General features: G+C 43.5%; 16 protein-coding genes and 1 pseudogene. 12 read left to right on the top strand and 5 right to left on the bottom strand.

Annotated features, from left to right (window positions below; genetic code table 11):
- Positions 1 to 6: 6 nt before the first annotated feature.
- From PR799_RS06915 to rluF, 4 genes are all read left to right on the top strand, one after another.
- Complete coding sequence (locus tag PR799_RS06915; RefSeq protein WP_181477332.1) at positions 7 to 630, top strand: YfgM family protein; 624 nt, start codon at positions 7 to 9, stop codon at positions 628 to 630.
- Positions 631 to 651: 21 nt separating this feature from the next.
- Complete coding sequence (bamB, locus tag PR799_RS06920) at positions 652 to 1,824, top strand: outer membrane protein assembly factor BamB (RefSeq protein ID WP_272521568.1); 1,173 nt, start codon at positions 652 to 654, stop codon at positions 1,822 to 1,824.
- Between the two features lie 129 nt (positions 1,825 to 1,953).
- Positions 1,954 to 3,432 carry a ribosome biogenesis GTPase Der gene (der, locus tag PR799_RS06925; protein WP_154628956.1) on the top strand — a complete coding sequence of 493 codons (1,479 nt, stop codon included), beginning with the start codon at positions 1,954 to 1,956 and terminating at the stop codon, positions 3,430 to 3,432.
- 127 nt (positions 3,433 to 3,559) lie between these two features.
- On the top strand, positions 3,560 to 4,438 hold the full coding sequence (gene rluF / locus PR799_RS06930; protein WP_154602681.1) for a 23S rRNA pseudouridine(2604) synthase RluF: 879 nt from the start codon (positions 3,560 to 3,562) through the stop codon (positions 4,436 to 4,438).
- 173 nt (positions 4,439 to 4,611) lie between these two features.
- Here the strand turns inward: rluF and PR799_RS06935 are convergent, their stop codons facing one another.
- Positions 4,612 to 5,742: a M4 family metallopeptidase gene (locus tag PR799_RS06935; RefSeq protein ID WP_154628955.1), complete on the bottom strand. Its 1,131-nt coding sequence runs from the start codon at positions 5,740 to 5,742 to the stop codon at positions 4,612 to 4,614.
- Between the two features lie 149 nt (positions 5,743 to 5,891).
- Positions 5,892 to 6,815, bottom strand: a complete 924-nt coding sequence (gene hemF / locus PR799_RS06940; protein WP_272521569.1) for an oxygen-dependent coproporphyrinogen oxidase — start codon at positions 6,813 to 6,815, stop codon at positions 5,892 to 5,894.
- Between the two features lie 136 nt (positions 6,816 to 6,951).
- Here hemF and PR799_RS06945 point away from each other — a divergent pair, with 136 nt between their 5' ends.
- The 3 genes from PR799_RS06945 to PR799_RS06955 all read left to right on the top strand — a co-directional run bounded on the left by PR799_RS06945 (position 6,952) and on the right by PR799_RS06955 (position 9,202).
- The gene (locus PR799_RS06945) at positions 6,952 to 7,383 is read left to right on the top strand and encodes a GNAT family acetyltransferase (RefSeq protein ID WP_154629019.1); all 432 of its coding nucleotides are present in this window, start codon (positions 6,952 to 6,954) and stop codon (positions 7,381 to 7,383) included.
- Between the two features lie 101 nt (positions 7,384 to 7,484).
- A complete protein-coding gene (locus PR799_RS06950) occupies positions 7,485 to 8,069 on the top strand; it encodes an RpoE-regulated lipoprotein (protein ID WP_154628953.1) in 585 nt (194 codons plus the stop codon).
- Positions 8,070 to 8,305: 236 nt separating this feature from the next.
- On the top strand, positions 8,306 to 9,202 hold the full coding sequence (locus PR799_RS06955; RefSeq protein ID WP_154628952.1) for a Dyp-type peroxidase: 897 nt from the start codon (positions 8,306 to 8,308) through the stop codon (positions 9,200 to 9,202).
- Between the two features lie 68 nt (positions 9,203 to 9,270).
- Here the strand turns inward: PR799_RS06955 and PR799_RS06960 are convergent.
- Positions 9,271 to 9,435 (bottom strand): annotated as a pseudogene (locus tag PR799_RS06960) (type II toxin-antitoxin system HicB family antitoxin); the annotation flags it as partial.
- 238 nt (positions 9,436 to 9,673) lie between these two features.
- Here PR799_RS06960 and cysP point away from each other — a divergent pair.
- From cysP to cysM, 5 genes are all read left to right on the top strand, one after another.
- Positions 9,674 to 10,696, top strand: coding sequence for a thiosulfate ABC transporter substrate-binding protein CysP (gene cysP, locus PR799_RS06965; protein ID WP_154628951.1), 1,023 nt, complete (start codon positions 9,674 to 9,676; stop codon positions 10,694 to 10,696).
- The gene (gene cysT, locus PR799_RS06970; protein ID WP_036949525.1) at positions 10,696 to 11,526 is read left to right on the top strand and encodes a sulfate/thiosulfate ABC transporter permease CysT; all 831 of its coding nucleotides are present in this window, start codon (positions 10,696 to 10,698) and stop codon (positions 11,524 to 11,526) included. Before cysP ends, cysT begins: the two co-directional genes overlap by 1 nt.
- Entirely contained in the window at positions 11,526 to 12,386 is an 861-nt protein-coding gene (gene cysW, locus PR799_RS06975; RefSeq protein WP_154628950.1) for a sulfate/thiosulfate ABC transporter permease CysW, read from the top strand. The genes cysT and cysW overlap by 1 nt, the downstream gene beginning before the upstream one ends.
- Before the next feature lie 2 nt (positions 12,387 to 12,388).
- On the top strand, positions 12,389 to 13,477 hold the full coding sequence (gene cysA, locus PR799_RS06980) for a sulfate/thiosulfate ABC transporter ATP-binding protein CysA (RefSeq protein WP_154628949.1): 1,089 nt from the start codon (positions 12,389 to 12,391) through the stop codon (positions 13,475 to 13,477).
- Positions 13,478 to 13,559: 82 nt separating this feature from the next.
- Complete coding sequence (gene cysM / locus PR799_RS06985) at positions 13,560 to 14,444, top strand: cysteine synthase CysM (RefSeq protein ID WP_272521570.1); 885 nt, start codon at positions 13,560 to 13,562, stop codon at positions 14,442 to 14,444.
- 103 nt (positions 14,445 to 14,547) lie between these two features.
- Here the strand turns inward: cysM and crr are convergent, their stop codons facing one another.
- Entirely contained in the window at positions 14,548 to 15,057 is a 510-nt protein-coding gene (crr, locus tag PR799_RS06990; RefSeq protein ID WP_006658610.1) for a PTS glucose transporter subunit IIA, read from the bottom strand.
- A gap of 48 nt (positions 15,058 to 15,105) precedes the next feature.
- On the bottom strand, positions 15,106 to 16,833 hold the full coding sequence (ptsI, locus tag PR799_RS06995; RefSeq protein WP_154628947.1) for a phosphoenolpyruvate-protein phosphotransferase PtsI: 1,728 nt from the start codon (positions 16,831 to 16,833) through the stop codon (positions 15,106 to 15,108).
- Positions 16,834 to 16,859: the final 26 nt, after the last annotated feature.

Here is a 16,859-nt window from a genome sequence, read left to right on the forward strand (position 1 = left end):
AGACAAGTGGAAGTCTATACAAACGAACAAGATCAAGTTGAGGCGATCAAACGTTTTTTCGCTAACAACGGCGTTGCTTTAGTGGTTGGACTGGTTATTGGTGTCGGTGGTGTGTTTGGTTGGAACTATTGGCAATCACACAAGTCGAATGTGTTGCAAGAAAGTGCAGCAAAATACGAAGCCGTCAATACTCAGTTACGTTCAGGTTCAGCGGAAGGTATTCAAGCTGCACAAAAATTTGCAGCAGAAACTAACGACGTTTACAGTTCAATGACTGGGCTGGAACTGGCGCAAGTTTTTGCTGATAAAGGCGATTTAGCAGGTGCTGAGAAAGCATTGACTGACGCATTAGCGAAAGCAAAAACCGTTGATTTGCAAGATGTGATTAACCTGCGTTTAGCGCGTATCCAACTTGCACTCGGTAATGCAGATGCGGCAATCGCCTCTGTTGCTAAGATCCAAGGTAAGTCATGGCAAGCTACGGCACAGGATGTCCGTGGGGATGCTTTACTCCATAAGGGTGATAAATCCGGCGCTAAAGCTGCATACACTCAGGGGTTAGAAAGTGAAGGTTCTCAATCACTCAGAGGTATTTTGACTCTGAAATTGAACAACGTATCTAATTCATAAGAAGAAAGGAAACGACACACTATGCAGTTGCGCAAAACTCTTTTGGTAGGCCTGGTTGCTTCAGCTTTACTTGCCGGTTGTTCCAGCGAAACTGATTCTATTGTGATGGCGCCATTACCACAGGTTGAGAATCAATTTACACCTTCAATTGTTTGGGATAAGTCCGTTGGTAATGGTGTTGAGCAGTTTTATTCTGAACTCTCTCCAGCATGGGATGGCTCGGCAGTTTATGCTGCGGATCGCAAAGGTTTAGTTAAAGCGCTTGAGCTTGAAAGCGGCAAAGAGCTGTGGTCTGTCGATTTATCGAAACGTACTGGTTTTCTTTCTGCCAATTTATCTGCGTTACTGTCTGGTGGTTTGACCATCTATGATGACAAAATTTTCATCGGCACTGAGCGTGGTACAGTTATTGCGCTAAATAAAGAAAACGGTGAAGTGCTATGGGATGTGGAAGTGGCGGGCGAAGCCTTGTCCAAGCCTGTCGTGAGTGGCGACATGGTGGTTATCCACACGAGCAATGGTCAATTACAAGCACTAGATACAGCGACAGGCTCGATTAAGTGGACAGTGAATATGGATACGCCATCACTGTCATTACGCGGTGAGTCTGCGCCTGCGGTTGCATTCGGTGCGGCTATCGTTGGTGGTGATAACGGTCGAGTGAGTGCAGTCCTGCTGTCTCAAGGTCAATTGATTTGGCAACAACGTATCTCTTTAGTCACCAGCTCAACAGAAATTGGTCGTCTGAACGATGTGGATATGACGCCTGTGATTGATGATGGCAAAGTGTACGCGATTGCCTATAACGGCACATTAGCGGCGCTGGATATGCGTTCTGGTCAAATGTTATGGAAGCGTGATTTAGGCTCCATCAATGATATGGTTCTATCGGGCGATACCCTGTATTTAGTTGACCAAACCGACCGTGTGCTAGCTGTTCGTAAGAGCGACGGCGTGACATTATGGACTCAAGATCAGTTACTGAACCGTGGATTATCTGCACCAGAAGTCTATAACGGCTATATTGTTGTAGGTGACAAAGAAGGTTATCTTCACTGGTTAGATACCAGCACAGGTGGCTTTGTGGCTCAAAATAAATTGAACAGTTCAGGGATCCACAGTCGCCCAGTGATTGCGAGTGATAAACTGATGGTTCAGACAAGAAACGGAACAGTTTACCTGTTAACACGTTAATTTTCTGACAAGCAGACAATTTATCGATAAAATAAACGGTTCCTGAATACAGGGGCCGTTTCGTTTTTTTGTTTTCTGAGTTTAGCCTCAGAATTCTATTAGTTAATTAAAGTTGTGAGGCACTGAAGAATGATACCCGTTGTAGCGCTGGTTGGGCGTCCAAACGTAGGAAAATCCACGTTATTTAACCGATTAACCCGTACCCGTGACGCACTTGTAGCGGACTTTCCCGGTCTGACCCGTGATCGTAAATATGGTCGTGCAGAAGTTGAAGGGCACGAATTTATTATTATCGACACTGGTGGTATCGATGGTACAGAAGAGGGCGTAGAAACTCATATGGCGGCTCAGTCGCTTCAAGCGATTGAAGAAGCGGACGTTGTTCTCTTCATGGTAGATGCAAGAGCAGGTTTAATGCCCGCTGATGAAGGCATCGCTAAGCACTTACGTAGCCGCAAGAAAAAAACGTATTTAGTTGCCAACAAAACTGATGGTATTGATGCCAATATTGTTGTTGGTGATTTCTATTCACTGGGTCTTGGGGAAATTTACCCTATTGCCGCTTCTCATGGTCGTGGTGTCACTCAGTTAATTGAGCACTCTTTAAAACCTTTTATTGAGGTTGAAGACGACGAAGTCGAGCTCACTGATGAAGAAGCTAACGCGGCCTATTGGGCTGAGATGGAAGCGGAAGGTGAGTTCTCAGAAGACGAAGAAGATGATTTCGACCCAAGCACGTTACCTATCAAACTGGCTATCGTAGGGCGCCCAAATGTGGGCAAATCCACCCTGACTAACCGTATTCTTGGTGAAGACCGCGTGGTCGTCTTTGATATGCCGGGTACCACCCGCGACAGTATTTATATCCCAATGGAGCGTGATGAGCGTGAATATATTCTCATCGATACCGCTGGGGTGCGTAAGCGCGGTAAAGTGACTGAAACTGTAGAAAAATTCTCAGTGATCAAGACACTGCAAGCAATCGAGGATGCTAACGTCGTCTTACTGGTTATCGATGCTCGCGAAGGTATCTCTGACCAAGATTTATCGTTACTAGGATTCATTTTGAACGCAGGCCGTTCATTAGTTATTGCAGTGAATAAATGGGATGGCATGAAGCCGGAAGATCGCGAGCATGTCAAAGATATGCTGGAACTGCGTCTTGGTTTTGTGGATTTTGCCCGTATTCACTTTATCTCTGCACTGCACGGTAGCGGTGTAGGTAACTTGTTTGAATCTGTGCAAGAAGCGTATGAATCAGCGACTCGTCGTGTTGGTACTGCGCTGTTAACGCGCATTATGAAAATGGCGGAAGATGAACATCAGCCACCATTGATCCGTGGTCGCCGTGTGAAGATGAAATATGCGCATGCGGGGGGGCATAACCCACCAATCGTTGTGATCCACGGTAACCAAGTTTCTGATTTACCTGATAGCTATAAACGTTATTTAATGAACTATTTCCGTCGTTCATTAAATGTGATGGGAACGCCAATTCGTATTCTGTTTAAAGAGGGCGAAAACCCTTATGCGGATAAGAAAAATAAACTGACGCCAACCCAATTACGTAAACGTAAACGTCTGATGCAGCACTTGAAAAAACGTTAATCGCCAACTGTTAGCGCGATAAACAGACTAAAGCCGTAACCCGTTTAGGTTGTTACGGCTTTTTACTATTATTTGTTAGCTCGCCACAGCCCTAAAATTTAAGTTGTTTTAATGACTGAGGAAAACCATGGAAATCAATTCAACCACACGCCTGAATAAATACATTAGCGAGAGCGGTATCTGCTCTAGACGTGAGGCTGATCGTTATATCGAGCAAGGTAATGTGTTCATTAACGGTAAACGCGCAGGCATTGGCGACCAAGTTTCTGCTGGAGACGTGGTGAAGGTCAATGGACAGTTAATTGAGCCACGCAACGAAGAAGATTTAGTCTTGATAGCGTTGAACAAACCTGTTGGGATTGTTAGCACCACCGAAAGCGGCGAAAAAGACAACATTGTGGATTATGTCAACCATAGTACCCGCATCTTCCCGATTGGCCGCTTAGATAAAGATTCTCAAGGTTTGATCTTCCTGACGAACCACGGCGACTTAGTGAATAAAATCTTACGTGCAGGTAATGATCACGAAAAAGAGTATATCGTCACAGTCAATAAACCAGTGACCGATGAATTCATTCGTGGCATGGGTGCGGGAGTGCCAATTCTCGGTACCATGACGAAGAAATGTAAAGTCAAAAAAGAAGCGCCGTTTGTTTTCCGCATCACACTGGTTCAAGGTTTAAACCGCCAAATTCGTCGTATGACTGAACATTTTGGTTACGAAGTCACGAAATTAGAACGCGTGCGGATCATGAATGTGAGGCTCACTGGTATTCCTGTGGGTGAGTGGCGCGACTTAACCGATGATGAGCTTATCGAGCTGTTTAATTTGATTGAAAAATCAGAGTCCGATGTTAAACCTAAAAAAGCGGCGAAACCTCAAGCACGTAGCGGTAGCGGGAAAACAACGGGAAAACAAGGCGCGGGTAGCCAAAAGCCGAAAGCAAATGCGGAACCGCCGAAAAAGAAATTTACCCAGCCAGGACGTAAAAAGAAAAAACGTTAATTGGGTAAATGACGAAATAAAAGATATTGAAGTGAGAAAAGGCTGAGGATGAGTTACCAAAAACTCGTGTGTACTTGGCCTTTTTTATTATGATTTTAGATCAACGGTTTAGATAAAAGTCAGCCTCTCTGTGGGCCGACAATGGTGTGAAAATCACAAATTACACTTCATTTTTATTGAACTTGTAGCCCAACATCTAGCCAGCTTTGGCGTGTTGCCAATTCAATTTGATCACCAAACAGGTTTTTCGCTGAATGAATTGTTGCTTGAGCAAATTCAATAAATGTCGCAGTATTCGAGACGCTTGGATCCGATACCGCTGCAACCCAGATTTTCCCTGCTATTTCCCACGAATAACCACCTAATTTTGTTGCCAGTAAATAGAAGGCTTTGTTTGGAATACCTGAGTTAATATGCACACCGCCATTATCAACATAGCGAGGTAAATCGCGATATTGGTCCATATGTCCCACTTGTGGGTCATTATTTGATTTAGTGAAATAGTAAGCGGTACCAGGTTCTTTCATTGAGCGTAATGCCGGACCCTTTCTCTTATCAATGAACAAATTCTCACCCAGCAACCAGTTAGATTGTGTCGCAGTTTGTTTTAGAACATATTGTTTGACCATGATGCCTAAAACGTCAGCCACCGATTCATTTAACGCACCAGATTGATAGACATAGTCAAAATCAGCTTGTGAACCAATGTATCCATGAGCAAGTTCATGGGCGATTATGTCAATATCGTTGTAGAACGGGCCAAAAACAGTTCCATCACCATCCCCAAAGAAAATAGCTTGAGAATTCCAAAATGCATTGGAGTAGTTTTTGTCATAATGGATAACCGCATTGATATCAGCATCACAACCAAACATTTGGTCAATATTGAGTTTCTCCTTGAGGAATGAACGGATCAGTCCAATAGCTGCGAACACGCGATGTGCCGGTTCAGTCGGCGCCACCTTATCCTCTTCTCGCATAATAACGGCGAAATCATTATGTGCCATATGCTCATCAGCTGGCATTTCTTCGCGACGGCAAATCGGTAAGCTGGAGTGGTTGTGAGTGTAGTTTTCTACACGTTGTTGGGCATCACGGATCACTCGGTTGTAGGTACCACCAGTGATATTACAAGCGCTAGCCAATAATTGACGTTGATAGCTCGCATCTTCTTCAGTGTAAGTGCGGCTCATAATGTCATTGATATGAAATAGGGTTGATTTCAAATCATTGCATTGGCTTTCTTGATAGAAGTGAGAGATTAAGCTAGGTGATAATAGTGAACGACCAAGTATCTGATTCATTTATAACTCCATTTTGTTTGACGAAATGGAATCATAAACGGTTGTGATTTTATTGTAACTATATGATAATTAAGTAATTAAATCAATATCTGCTAATTTTTATTATGAAAATCAGCAGATAGAAATCTGATTAATTACAAAAGTTTGTATTATTTATTGTGTGTGAGCCAATCTTTACCGGTGATCAAAAAATCGGTATACAGCTTAGCTTCTGGGCTACCCGCTTCTGGGTGATAATCATATTCCCAACGTACTAATGGCGGCATAGACATCAAGATGGACTCTGTGCGCCCACCACTTTGCAAGCCAAATAGTGTGCCTCTATCCCAAACAAGGTTAAATTCCACATAGCGTCCACGACGATAAAGCTGGAATTGGCGTTCACGCTCACCCCATGGGATCTCTCGACGTTTTTCGACAATTGGTACATAGGCTTGTAAAAAGCCATTGCCGACATCCTGGGTGAATGCAAAGCAAGACTCAAAGTCCCATTGGTTGAGGTCATCGTAAAATAATCCGCCGATACCGCGAGGCTCATTGCGATGTTTTAAGAAGAAATAGTCATCACACCACTGTTTGAATTTAGGGTAAACCTCTGTTCCATAAGGGGTGCAAAGTTCATTGGCGACGGTATGCCAATGGAGTGCATCCTCTTCAAATCCATAATAAGGGGTTAAGTCGAACCCACCACCAAACCACCATACAGGATCGGCACCTTCTTTTTCAGCAATGAAAAAGCGCACATTGGCATGTGTAGTCGGTATATAAGGGTTGAGAGGGTGGATAACTAATGAAACGCCCATGGCTTGGTAGCTACGTCCTGCTAATTCCGGGCGATGTGCTGTCGCTGAAGCGGGCATTTTTTCACCTTTAATATGTGAAAAATTCACGCCGGCTTGTTCAAAAAGTGCGCCTTGGGTTAAGACTCGGCTGCGTCCACCACCACCTTCAGTGCGTTCCCAAGTTTGTTCAAGGAAGGTTTCTTTGCCATCTAATTCTGTGATTTTTTGGCAGATGGTATCTTGCAAGCTTTGCAAATAGGCTTTTACGCGATCAATGTCTGGGTAATTCATTGTTTTTTAATAAAACCGTCGGGAGAAATAAATTGGGTAAAGTATACCCCGTTGAGGTAAAAAAGGCATATTGATTATTGATTGTGTATCAAAAGCAGTGATAATGGCAGACAGTTTAGCTCAAACGGACAAGATGATGGAAATACGCATATTTCGCCAAAATGATTATGAAGAAGTGCTTACATTGTGGGAACGTTGCCAATTGAATGAAATTTCAGGTGATCCTGAATTAGATATTGAGCGTAAACTACAATGCGGCGCCGATCTTTTCCTTGTAGCCGAGGTATCGGGTGAAGTGGTCGGAACCATTATGGGGGGCTACGATGGAATTCGTGGTACCGCTGTGTATTTAGCTGTTCATCCTGAATTTCGCGGGCGCGGTATTGCTAATGCGTTAGTGAGTCGTTTAGAGAAAAAATTGATAGCCCGTGGTTGTGGTAGCATTGAATTGTTGGTCAGAGAAGAGTCTGATTCGGCAATCTGCATGTTTGAAAAAATGTTATATGAAGAAGAGCAAGCTGAGCGTTTGATCTATTCGAAAAGATTGACTCACGAAGTGGATTTCTAAACTGCCAGTGATTATTTTCTTGAAGGTTTAGCAAATAGCGTGAATCTTTTATGAAATGGACGGTCTTAGTATGCATTATATGACCCGCTAAAGAGGATGATATGTCCCAAAACGTATTCGTAACCTTATTTAAAGTTTCTCTACTCGGTGGCGCGGTGATGCTATCGGGTTGTGCTGGTAAAAGCCTATTCTCACCATCCACATGGTTTCATAGCCCTCTGATGATTTCAGAAGCGGGCGTGGGGGCAATTACAAGTTTGACCCCAATGGATCGTGATGTGATTAACAATCAACTGGATGACCGCTATGCAGTACGTGGTGGTATGCAGCTTGAAAATGGTGAAATGGTTTCTGTGTTTCAAGCTATGAAAGATTTAGACGTTGAAGTCGAAGTCTTTGGTCCTGAAAAAGGCACTGTATCTCGTATTGTCGTGAATGATCCTGATATGCTCACTGAATGGGATACCCAAATTGGTACTGAGTTTGGAGACATTTACCAGAAGGCTTACGGCTCATGCTCCTTAGGGGAAGCGGTTGATAATGTGCCGACGGTACTGTGTGTTGCACCGCAAAGTAGCAAAGTGGTTTATAAATTTAGCGGGAAATGGCAAGGTCCAGAGAATTTAATGCCTGCGGATGAAGTGTTGAAAACATGGAAAGTGTCGCAAATTATTTGGCATAAATAAGTTACTTAGCTAAGATTTTGAACGAAAGGCCGTAAGTTATTCGATTTAATATGCAATATCTTACGGTTCTAATCTACTGATAATATTCCTATCTATTCTCTTCTCTCGTTAGATCCTTCTAATATTTCCTAGACTGGCTAACTCTTGCGTTAAAACAAGGTGAAAATCATTATTAATGCGATAAACTAATTTAAAGTATAGGTTTGTGTAATTTATTCATTCTAAGGGGTTTATGCATGTCTCATTCCCAAAGTGGTATTTTGAAGGAACATAGTCGTTTTGGTATTTTTATTGAAGCCATGGTGACCGGATCACTCGAAGAGGTGAAATCAGGGTGCAAGATTTTTGTTGATGAATTAACCAAACTACAAGCAAAATTCCCTGATGATCGTCTTGGTGCCGTGATTGCATTTGGTTCAGACGTTTGGAAGAAGCTCGGACACTCTGGCGTTTCACCGGAATTAAAGCCATTTCGTACGCTCGGCAAAGGGCTAGCGCCAGCAACTCAGCGCGATATGTTTATTCATATTCAGTCATTACGTCATGACATTAACTTTTCTCTGGCGCAAGCCGCGCTAAAAGCATTTGGCTCATCTATTGAAGTGGTTGAAGAAATACATGGTTTCCGTTGGGTTGAAGATAGGGATTTAAGCGGTTTCATTGATGGTACAGAAAACCCTCAAGGCGAAGAAATTGCTGAAGTGACGTTGATTAATCAAGGCGATGATATTGGTGGTAGCTATGTCATGGTACAGCGCTATGAGCATGACCTGAAAAAATGGTCTCGTTTCTCTGAACATGAACAAGAGAAAATGATTGGTCGTACTAAACACGATAGCGTTGAATTAGACGAAGATGCACGTAATAAAACTTCTCACGTTTCTCGCGTAGTGATTGAAGAAGAGGGGGAAGAACTCTCTGTTATGCGCCATAGCTTGCCATACGGTACGGCAAGCGGTAAACACGGTTTATTCTTTATTGCCTACTGCGCAACTCTCCATAATATTGAACAGCAATTACTGAGCATGTTTGGTGAAACTGACGGTAAATACGATGATCTGCTGCGCATGACTAAAGCCGTTTCTGGCAGTTATTACTATGCGCCATCCATTGAAAGATTATTATCCCTATAATCTTATCGCAATAATTCAAGCTGTCGCGGATAGCGGCAGCTTGAAAGTATTTATTGATCGGCTTTCTGTCATTCTTTACGTGCTGCGTCAGCAATGAATCCACTACGGCTTCCATACTCAGGATTGGCTTTAACTAGCGTATCAATACGATGTAGTAAGCGATGAGGTAGCGTGATATTAATCCTTTCTGCACGGCCATCATATTTATCCATATCAACATCAATGAATAACCAAAATTTACGCTTAGCAAGTGGTAGTATTTGTTCTCGAAATTTTACCACAGGATCTCTATGAGCTTTACTCATTACATTAACCTCTTCAATTTCCATCAGATTTTTTAGCTTATTGCTATAACCTCTTTGTTATTCCAACTTGATATATCAAAAGATGATTGATAACTACAAAGTTATAACCAAAACATATACATTGTTTTTTAGATTATGTTTGGGTTTAGTCACAAGTAGGGATCATATGAAAAAATCAATTTTAAAAAATACAGGTTTAGCGAGCTTGGCGATGTTCTCGTTAATGAGTAGCGCATCCTTATCCGCGACGGAATTACTGAATAGTTCCTATGATATTTCAAGAGAGCTATTTGCGGCATTAAACCCTGAATTTGAAAAACAGTGGGCACAGGAAAATCCTAATGATCCACTGACCATCAAGCAGTCTCACGCAGGCTCATCGAAGCAAGCACTGGCCATTTTACAAGGGCTAAAAGCAGATGTGGTGACGTTTAACCAAGTGACCGATGTGCAAATTCTTCATGATAAAGGGCAATTAATCCCGGCGGATTGGCAAGCGCGTTTGCCGAATAACAGCTCACCTTATTATTCGACAATGGCGTTTTTAGTTCGTAAGGGCAATCCGAAAGGCATTAAAACGTGGGATGACCTCGCACGTAGTGATGTGAAACTGGTATTCCCAAACCCCAAAACGTCGGGAAATGGTCGCTACACTTATCTAGCAGCATGGGGAGCGTTTAACCAAGAAAATGGGAAAGATAGTCCCAAAACGCGCGAGAAAATGCAGCAATTCCTGAAAAACGTTGAAGTGTTTGATACGGGCGGTCGTGGTGCAACAACCTCATTTATCGAGCGAGGGTTAGGGGATGTTTTAATTAGCTTTGAGTCTGAAGTGAATAACATCCGTAGCCAATATGGCGAATCAGACTACGAAGTGATCGTGCCTCCAATCGATATTTTGGCGGAATTCCCAGTCGCGTGGATTGACAAAAATGTGCAAAAAAATGGCACAGAAAAAGCGGCAAAAGCCTACTTGAATTACCTCTACACCCCAGAGGCGCAAAATATGATTACTCGCTTTAATTACCGTGTGAATGACAAGCAGGTAATGGAAGCGAATAAAAGCAAATTCCCGTCAACTCAGCTATTTACAGTGGAATCACAATTTGGCAATTGGAACAATGTGATGAATAACCACTTTTCGACGGGAGGGGAATTTGATCAACTTATGGAACAAGGTCGTCGTTAATGCGTAAATCAGGAAAGCGGTTTTTACCCGGTTTCGGACTGACGTTAGGCAGCAGCTTGTTTTTCGTCTGTTTGATTTTGCTATTGCCTTTAAGCGCTCTCGTGGTGCAGCTTTCCGATATGACATGGCAGCAGTATTGGGCTGTGATCAGTTACCCTCAAGTGGTTGCCGCCTATAAAGTGACCTTATTGGCGGCTCTGGTCGCAAGCCTGTTTAATGCGGTTTTTGGCATGTTGCTGGCATGGATTTTAACGCGCTATCGCTTTCCTGGACGTTTGTTCTTAGATGGGTTGGTGGATTTACCTTTCGCACTTCCTACCGCGGTAGCGGGACTGACACTCGCGACCTTATTTGCCACATCAGGCTGGTATGGGCAGTATCTGCATCAGTTCGATATCAAAGTGGTGAATACATGGTTAGGTATCGCCGTCGCGATGGCCTTTACCAGCATTCCGTTTGTGGTCAGAACGGTTCAGCCTGTACTGGAGGAGTTAGGACCTGAATACGAAGAAGCGGCACAAACGCTAGGCGCAACACGCTGGCAAACGTTCCGCCGCGTTGTGTTACCTGAAGTTTCTCCTGCGCTAATTGCAGGAACCGTTTTATCTTTTACACGCAGTCTTGGTGAATTTGGGGCGATTATTTTTATCGCCGGAAACATTGCGTGGCAAACAGAGGTGGTCTCCTTAATGATTTTCAGCCAATTGCAGCAGTTTGATTATCCTGCCGCCAGTGCGATTGCATCGGTAATTTTGGCGGTGTCATTGCTTCTTTTATTCACAGTGAATGTGATCCAAAGCCGCTTTGGTAAACGCTTAGGAGGGCATTAATGGGACAAGTCACATCATTTCCAGTCACTCAACGCAGAAATATCAATTGGGGAAAATGGGCGCTTATTGGAATTGGGCTATTTTTCTCAGTATTGCTGCTGGTTGTGCCAATTATCTGGATTTTTATTACCGCATTTGAGAAGGGGTTGGGTGAAGTCCTCGTCAACTTAAGTAACCCAGATATGCTCCATGCTATCGGGTTAACAATTCTTATCGCCTTGATCACAGTACCTGTTAACTTGGTTTTTGGCGTGATGCTGGCATGGCTGGTGACGCGTTTTCAGTTTCCGGGGCGCCAACTGTTATTGACCTTAGTTGATATTCCTTTTGCGGTTTCACCTGTCGTGGCGGGGTTACTCTATTTACTCTTTTACGGTTCGAACAGCTGGTTTGGCGGGTGGTTAGAAGGCTTTGATATTCAGGTGATGTTTTCATGGCCGGGCATGGCGTTAGTGACTATTTTTGTGACATGCCCATTTGTCGTCAGAGAACTCGTGCCATTGATGTTAAGTCAGGGAAGCCAAGAGGACGAAGCTGCAACATTATTGGGTGCATCGGGTTGGAAAATGTTTTGGCGAGTCACTCTGCCTAATATTCGCTGGGCGTTGCTTTATGGTGTGGTATTAACCAATGCGCGTGCGATTGGTGAGTTTGGCGCGGTGTCTGTAGTATCTGGCGCTATTCGTGGTGAAACTTACACATTGCCTCTGCAAGTTGAGTTGCTTCATCAAGATTACAATACGGTAGGCGCGTTCACGGCTGCGGCTATCTTAGCGTTATTAGCGATTATTACCTTGATTGTGAAAAGTGCTTTGCAATGGCATTTAAGCCGACAGCAAACTGAGTCAGGAGTCCATTAATTATGAGTATTGAAATTAATCATGTTGGCAAATTGTTTGGTAAAACGTCAGTGCTGAACAATATCTCATTGGATATCGGCTCAGGGGAAATGGTGGCATTATTGGGGCCATCTGGCTCTGGGAAAACTACCTTGTTGCGTATCATTGCGGGGCTAGAGCAGCAAAGCCACGGTTCGTTACGTTTCCATGGTCAAGATGTGAGCCAAGTACATGCAAAAGATAGGCATGTTGGTTTCGTGTTCCAGCATTATGCGCTATTTCGCCATATGACGGTGTTTGAGAATGTGGCATTTGGTTTGACCGTCTTACCTCGAAAACAGCGACCCTCAAAAGCGGTGATTAAGCAAAAAGCGATGGAGCTGCTTGAGATGGTGCAATTAGCCCATTTGGCTGAGCGTTTTCCTTCTCAGCTTTCTGGGGGGCAAAAACAGCGGGTAGCATTGGCGAGAGCGTTAGCGGTAGAGCCACAAATTTTGCTGTTAGACGAACCGTTTGGCGCGCTAGATGCACAGGTTCGTATTGAGTTACGTCGTTGGTTGCGTCAACTTCATGAAGAGTTGAAATTTACCAGTGTCTTTGTGACTCACGACCAAGAGGAAGCGATGGAAGTCGCAGATCGCATTGTCGTGATGAGCCAAGGGCATATCGAACAAGTTGGTACCCCTAATGAAATTTGGCAATCACCGGAAACCCGTTTTGTGCTTGAATTCATGGGGGAGGTTAACAAAATTCCTGGACAGATCCGCGGTTCACAGTTGCAGATAGCGAATTTTACCTTCCCACTCGCGCAGGTTAGTGCTCAGCAAGGGGAGGTTGATGTATTTATTCGCCCTTGGGATATTCGCTTGCAGAAAGAAAGCGATGAGCAACACCAATTGCCAGTAAGGATCATTGAATCAGGTCCCCGAGGGCACTTTTGGCAATTAACGGTGCAACCTTTAGGTTGGGGTGAGGAAACCTTGTCCGTGGTATGGCAGGATGCGCGTACTGTTCCTACAAGGGGAGAAAATTACTATCTTGGCAGCCAACAAACACAAATTTATCAGGGTAAAGACCCATTATTTTTCCCCTCTCTCGCTAAAAGCGCGTAGATTAATAAGGGATGATTGATTTTAGAATTAATTGTTAATTATATTATCAATCAATAAAAAAATTATTATAAGGAAAAACACAGTGTCAACGTTGGAACAGTTTATTGGTCATACGCCGTTGGTTCGCTTGCAACGGCTAACGGAAGGTCTAGAGGCGGAAATCTGGGTAAAACTTGAAGGAAATAATCCTGCCGGCTCAGTAAAAGATAGAGCGGCATTTTCGATGATCAACGAAGCGGAAAAACGTGGGGAGATCAAACCGGGAGATACGCTTATTGAAGCAACCAGTGGCAATACAGGGATCGCGTTAGCGATGATTGCTGCGGTGAAAGGCTACAAACTGAAGCTGTTAATGCCGGACAACATGAGCCAAGAGCGTAAAGCATCAATGCAAGCGTATGGTGCCGAACTTATTTTAGTGAGCACGACGGTAGGAATGGAAGGGGCGAGGGACTTAGCTCAAGAGATGGCAAACCGAGGTGAAGGGAAAGTTTTAGATCAATTTAATAACCCTGATAACCCGTTAGCCCATTTTAAAACCACAGGACCCGAGATCTGGCAACAAACCGCAGGTCGAATTACCCATTTTGTTTCCAGTATGGGCACTACAGGTACCATCACTGGCGTGAGTCGTTACTTAAAGAGCCAATCACAAGATGTGGAAATTGTGGGCTTACAACCCGCTGAAAAGAGCCAAATTCCGGGTATTCGTCGTTGGTCTCCTGAATATTTACCGGGGATTTTTGACAGCAAATTGGTGGATACTGTGCTCGATATTAATCAGCAAGAAGCCGAAGACACGATGCGCGCCTTAGCAAAACGTGAAGGTATTTTTTGTGGTGTGAGTTCAGGCGGTGCAGTTGCAGGTGCGCTGCGTGTGGCCAAAGAGAACCCTAATGCGGTAATTGTGGCGATTATTTGTGACCGTGGTGACCGCTATCTGTCGACAGGCGTTTTTGATAAGTAACCGTTTAGGAAAGTGAACCTAACAAAAAACCACCAGGGCAAAAATGTCGCTGGTGGTTTGTTATTAAGCGGTTTTTTAAGGTTTAGCTTAAGGTTTAGCGCAATTATTTCTTAATACGCATAATGACTGTTTCACCAACAGTCACGGTACCGCTTAATTTATTCAGCTCTTTGATCTCGTCCATGTTTGAAATAACAACTGGAGTCAGAACTGATTTTGCTTTTTCTTCTAACAGGGCTAAGTCAAACTCAATGACAACGTCGCCTTTTTTCACAGATTGACCTTCTTCTGCGATACGTTTAAAGCCTTCGCCTTTGAGTTCAACAGTATCAATACCGAAGTGAACAAACAGTTCGATACCATCATCAGATTCAATAGAAAACGCATGGTTAGTTTCAAAAATTTTACCGATTGTACCATCAACCGGAGCCACAATTTTGTTGCCAGAAGGCTTGATAGCAATACCGTCACCAACAATTTTTTCTGCGAACACAACGTCTGGTACATCTTCAATATTGACTATCTCGCCTGATAATGGCGCGATGATTTCAATATTGCCACTGCTACTTTTGTCTTCCGAAACTAGTGATTTCAGTTTGTCAAACAGACCCATGGACCTTCTCCTAATCGTTTTATATGGGACCGAACTAATGTGCTGCTGTTAGCATAACGTTTTTTCTTGGATAAAGGTATCGACAAGTTTCATCAATTCATCGGCTGTTGGTTGAGCAAGTGCTTGTTCCGCTAGCGCTTGAGTATCCGCAAAATTCGCATTACGAATTAGCTTTTTGATACGAGGAATTGAGATTGCGCTCATACTAAATTCGTCCAGCCCCATGCCTAACAGCAATAAGGTCGCACGTTCATCACCTGCTAATTCACCACACATACCCGTCCATTTTCCTTCTGCGTGAGAAGCGTCAATCACTTGTTTAATCAAGTTCAAGACGGCTGGAGACATCGGATTATAAAGGTGTGAAATCAGCTCATTACCACGGTCAACCGCTAAAGTGTATTGAGTGAGATCATTCGTCCCAATACTAAAGAAATCAACTTCCTTCGCCAAATGATGTGCAATGACTGCTGCAGCTGGCGTTTCCACCATAATACCGACTTCAATCGCTTCATCAAAGGCTTTGCCTTCTTCTCGTAGCTGCTCTTTAAGCATCTCAAGTTCTGCTTTCAGTTCTCGAACTTCTTCGACAGAAATAACCATCGGGAACATGATACGCAGTTTACCAAATTTAGACGCCCTTAAAATAGCTCTTAATTGAGAGTGTAGAATTTCTTTGCGGTCAAGACAAATACGAATTGCACGCCAGCCAAGGAATGGGTTCTCTTCCTTAGGTAAGTTCATGTATGGTAAGTCTTTATCGCCACCAATATCCATTGTACGTACAATCACGGCTTGGCTGCCCATAGCTTCTGCTACCGCTTTATACGCTTGGAATTGCTCTTCTTCTGTTGGCAGAGCGTCTCTGTCCATAAATAAGAATTCAGTGCGGTATAGACCTACGCCTTCTGCGCCATTACGTTCAGCACCCGCGACATCACGGACAGTACCGATGTTTGCACAGACTTCAACTTGATGACCGTCTAAAGTCATTGCGGGTAAATCTTTTAATTTTGCTAGCTCTTCTTTTTCTTGCTGGTACTCATTTCTGCAAGCTTTTAGCTTATCAATTTCGCTTTCAGATGGATTGAGGTAAATGGTGTTGTTCACGCCATCTAATACAATAAAATCACCGCTTTTCACTTTGCTGGTCGCATCGGTGGTACCGACAATCGCAGGAATTTCCAGTGAACGAGCCATGATAGAGGTATGGGAAGTACGACCACCGAGGTCAGTGATAAAACCTAATACTTTGTCTAAGTTTAACTGAGCGGTTTCGGATGGAGTCAAATCAGGGGCGACTAAAATAACTTCTTCGGTGATTGCGCTTAAATCCACAATCGGCATATTAAGAATATTTCTGAGTAGACGTTTACCAATGTCGCGTACGTCAGCGGCACGCTCTTTCAGGTATTCGTCATCTAATGCTTCTAATGCTTGTGCTTGGTCTTCAATCACAGAATAGACCGCCGCGTCTGCGGTTTTTTTATCGCCTTTGATGAGTGAGACAATTTCTTGCTCTAATTCTTCATCTTCCAGCAGCATGATATGACCTTCAAAAATCTCAGCTTTTTCCGCACCAAGATTTTTTTCTGCTTTATCTTTGATAAGGCTAAGCTGCTCAGCTGATTTGTTACGTCCATCAATGAAGTTTTGGATCTCTTTATCAACTTGCTCGTCAGTGATTTTACGGGTGCTGACAACAATAGGATCTTCTTTGAGGATGAGAGCCTGACCAAAAGCAAAACCTGGGGATACTAAAATTCCTGAAATCATAATATTACCTTACTACTGATAGGAGA

Origin of the sequence: Providencia sp. PROV202 (assembly GCF_028479565.1) — a bacterium.
Taxonomy (GTDB): Bacteria; Pseudomonadota; Gammaproteobacteria; order Enterobacterales; family Enterobacteriaceae; genus Providencia; species Providencia zhijiangensis.

Bases quoted from the DNA above. Each gene is read 5' to 3' on its own strand.
- bamB (WP_272521568.1), top strand. From the start codon at position 652: ATGCAGTTGCGCAAAACTCTTTTGGTAGGCCTGGTTGCTTCAGCTTTA.
- der (WP_154628956.1), top strand. From the start codon at position 1,954: ATGATACCCGTTGTAGCGCTGGTTGGGCGTCCAAACGTAGGAAAATCC.
- rluF (WP_154602681.1), top strand. From the start codon at position 3,560: ATGGAAATCAATTCAACCACACGCCTGAATAAATACATTAGCGAGAGC.
- PR799_RS06935 (WP_154628955.1), bottom strand. From the start codon at position 5,742: ATGAATCAGATACTTGGTCGTTCACTATTATCACCTAGCTTAATCTCT.
- hemF (WP_272521569.1), bottom strand. From the start codon at position 6,815: ATGAATTACCCAGACATTGATCGCGTAAAAGCCTATTTGCAAAGCTTG.
- PR799_RS06945 (WP_154629019.1), top strand. From the start codon at position 6,952: ATGGAAATACGCATATTTCGCCAAAATGATTATGAAGAAGTGCTTACA.
- PR799_RS06950 (WP_154628953.1), top strand. From the start codon at position 7,485: ATGTCCCAAAACGTATTCGTAACCTTATTTAAAGTTTCTCTACTCGGT.
- PR799_RS06955 (WP_154628952.1), top strand. From the start codon at position 8,306: ATGTCTCATTCCCAAAGTGGTATTTTGAAGGAACATAGTCGTTTTGGT.
- cysP (WP_154628951.1), top strand. From the start codon at position 9,674: ATGAAAAAATCAATTTTAAAAAATACAGGTTTAGCGAGCTTGGCGATG.
- cysT (WP_036949525.1), top strand. From the start codon at position 10,696: ATGCGTAAATCAGGAAAGCGGTTTTTACCCGGTTTCGGACTGACGTTA.
- cysW (WP_154628950.1), top strand. From the start codon at position 11,526: ATGGGACAAGTCACATCATTTCCAGTCACTCAACGCAGAAATATCAAT.
- cysA (WP_154628949.1), top strand. From the start codon at position 12,389: ATGAGTATTGAAATTAATCATGTTGGCAAATTGTTTGGTAAAACGTCA.
- crr (WP_006658610.1), bottom strand. From the start codon at position 15,057: ATGGGTCTGTTTGACAAACTGAAATCACTAGTTTCGGAAGACAAAAGT.
- ptsI (WP_154628947.1), bottom strand. From the start codon at position 16,833: ATGATTTCAGGAATTTTAGTATCCCCAGGTTTTGCTTTTGGTCAGGCT.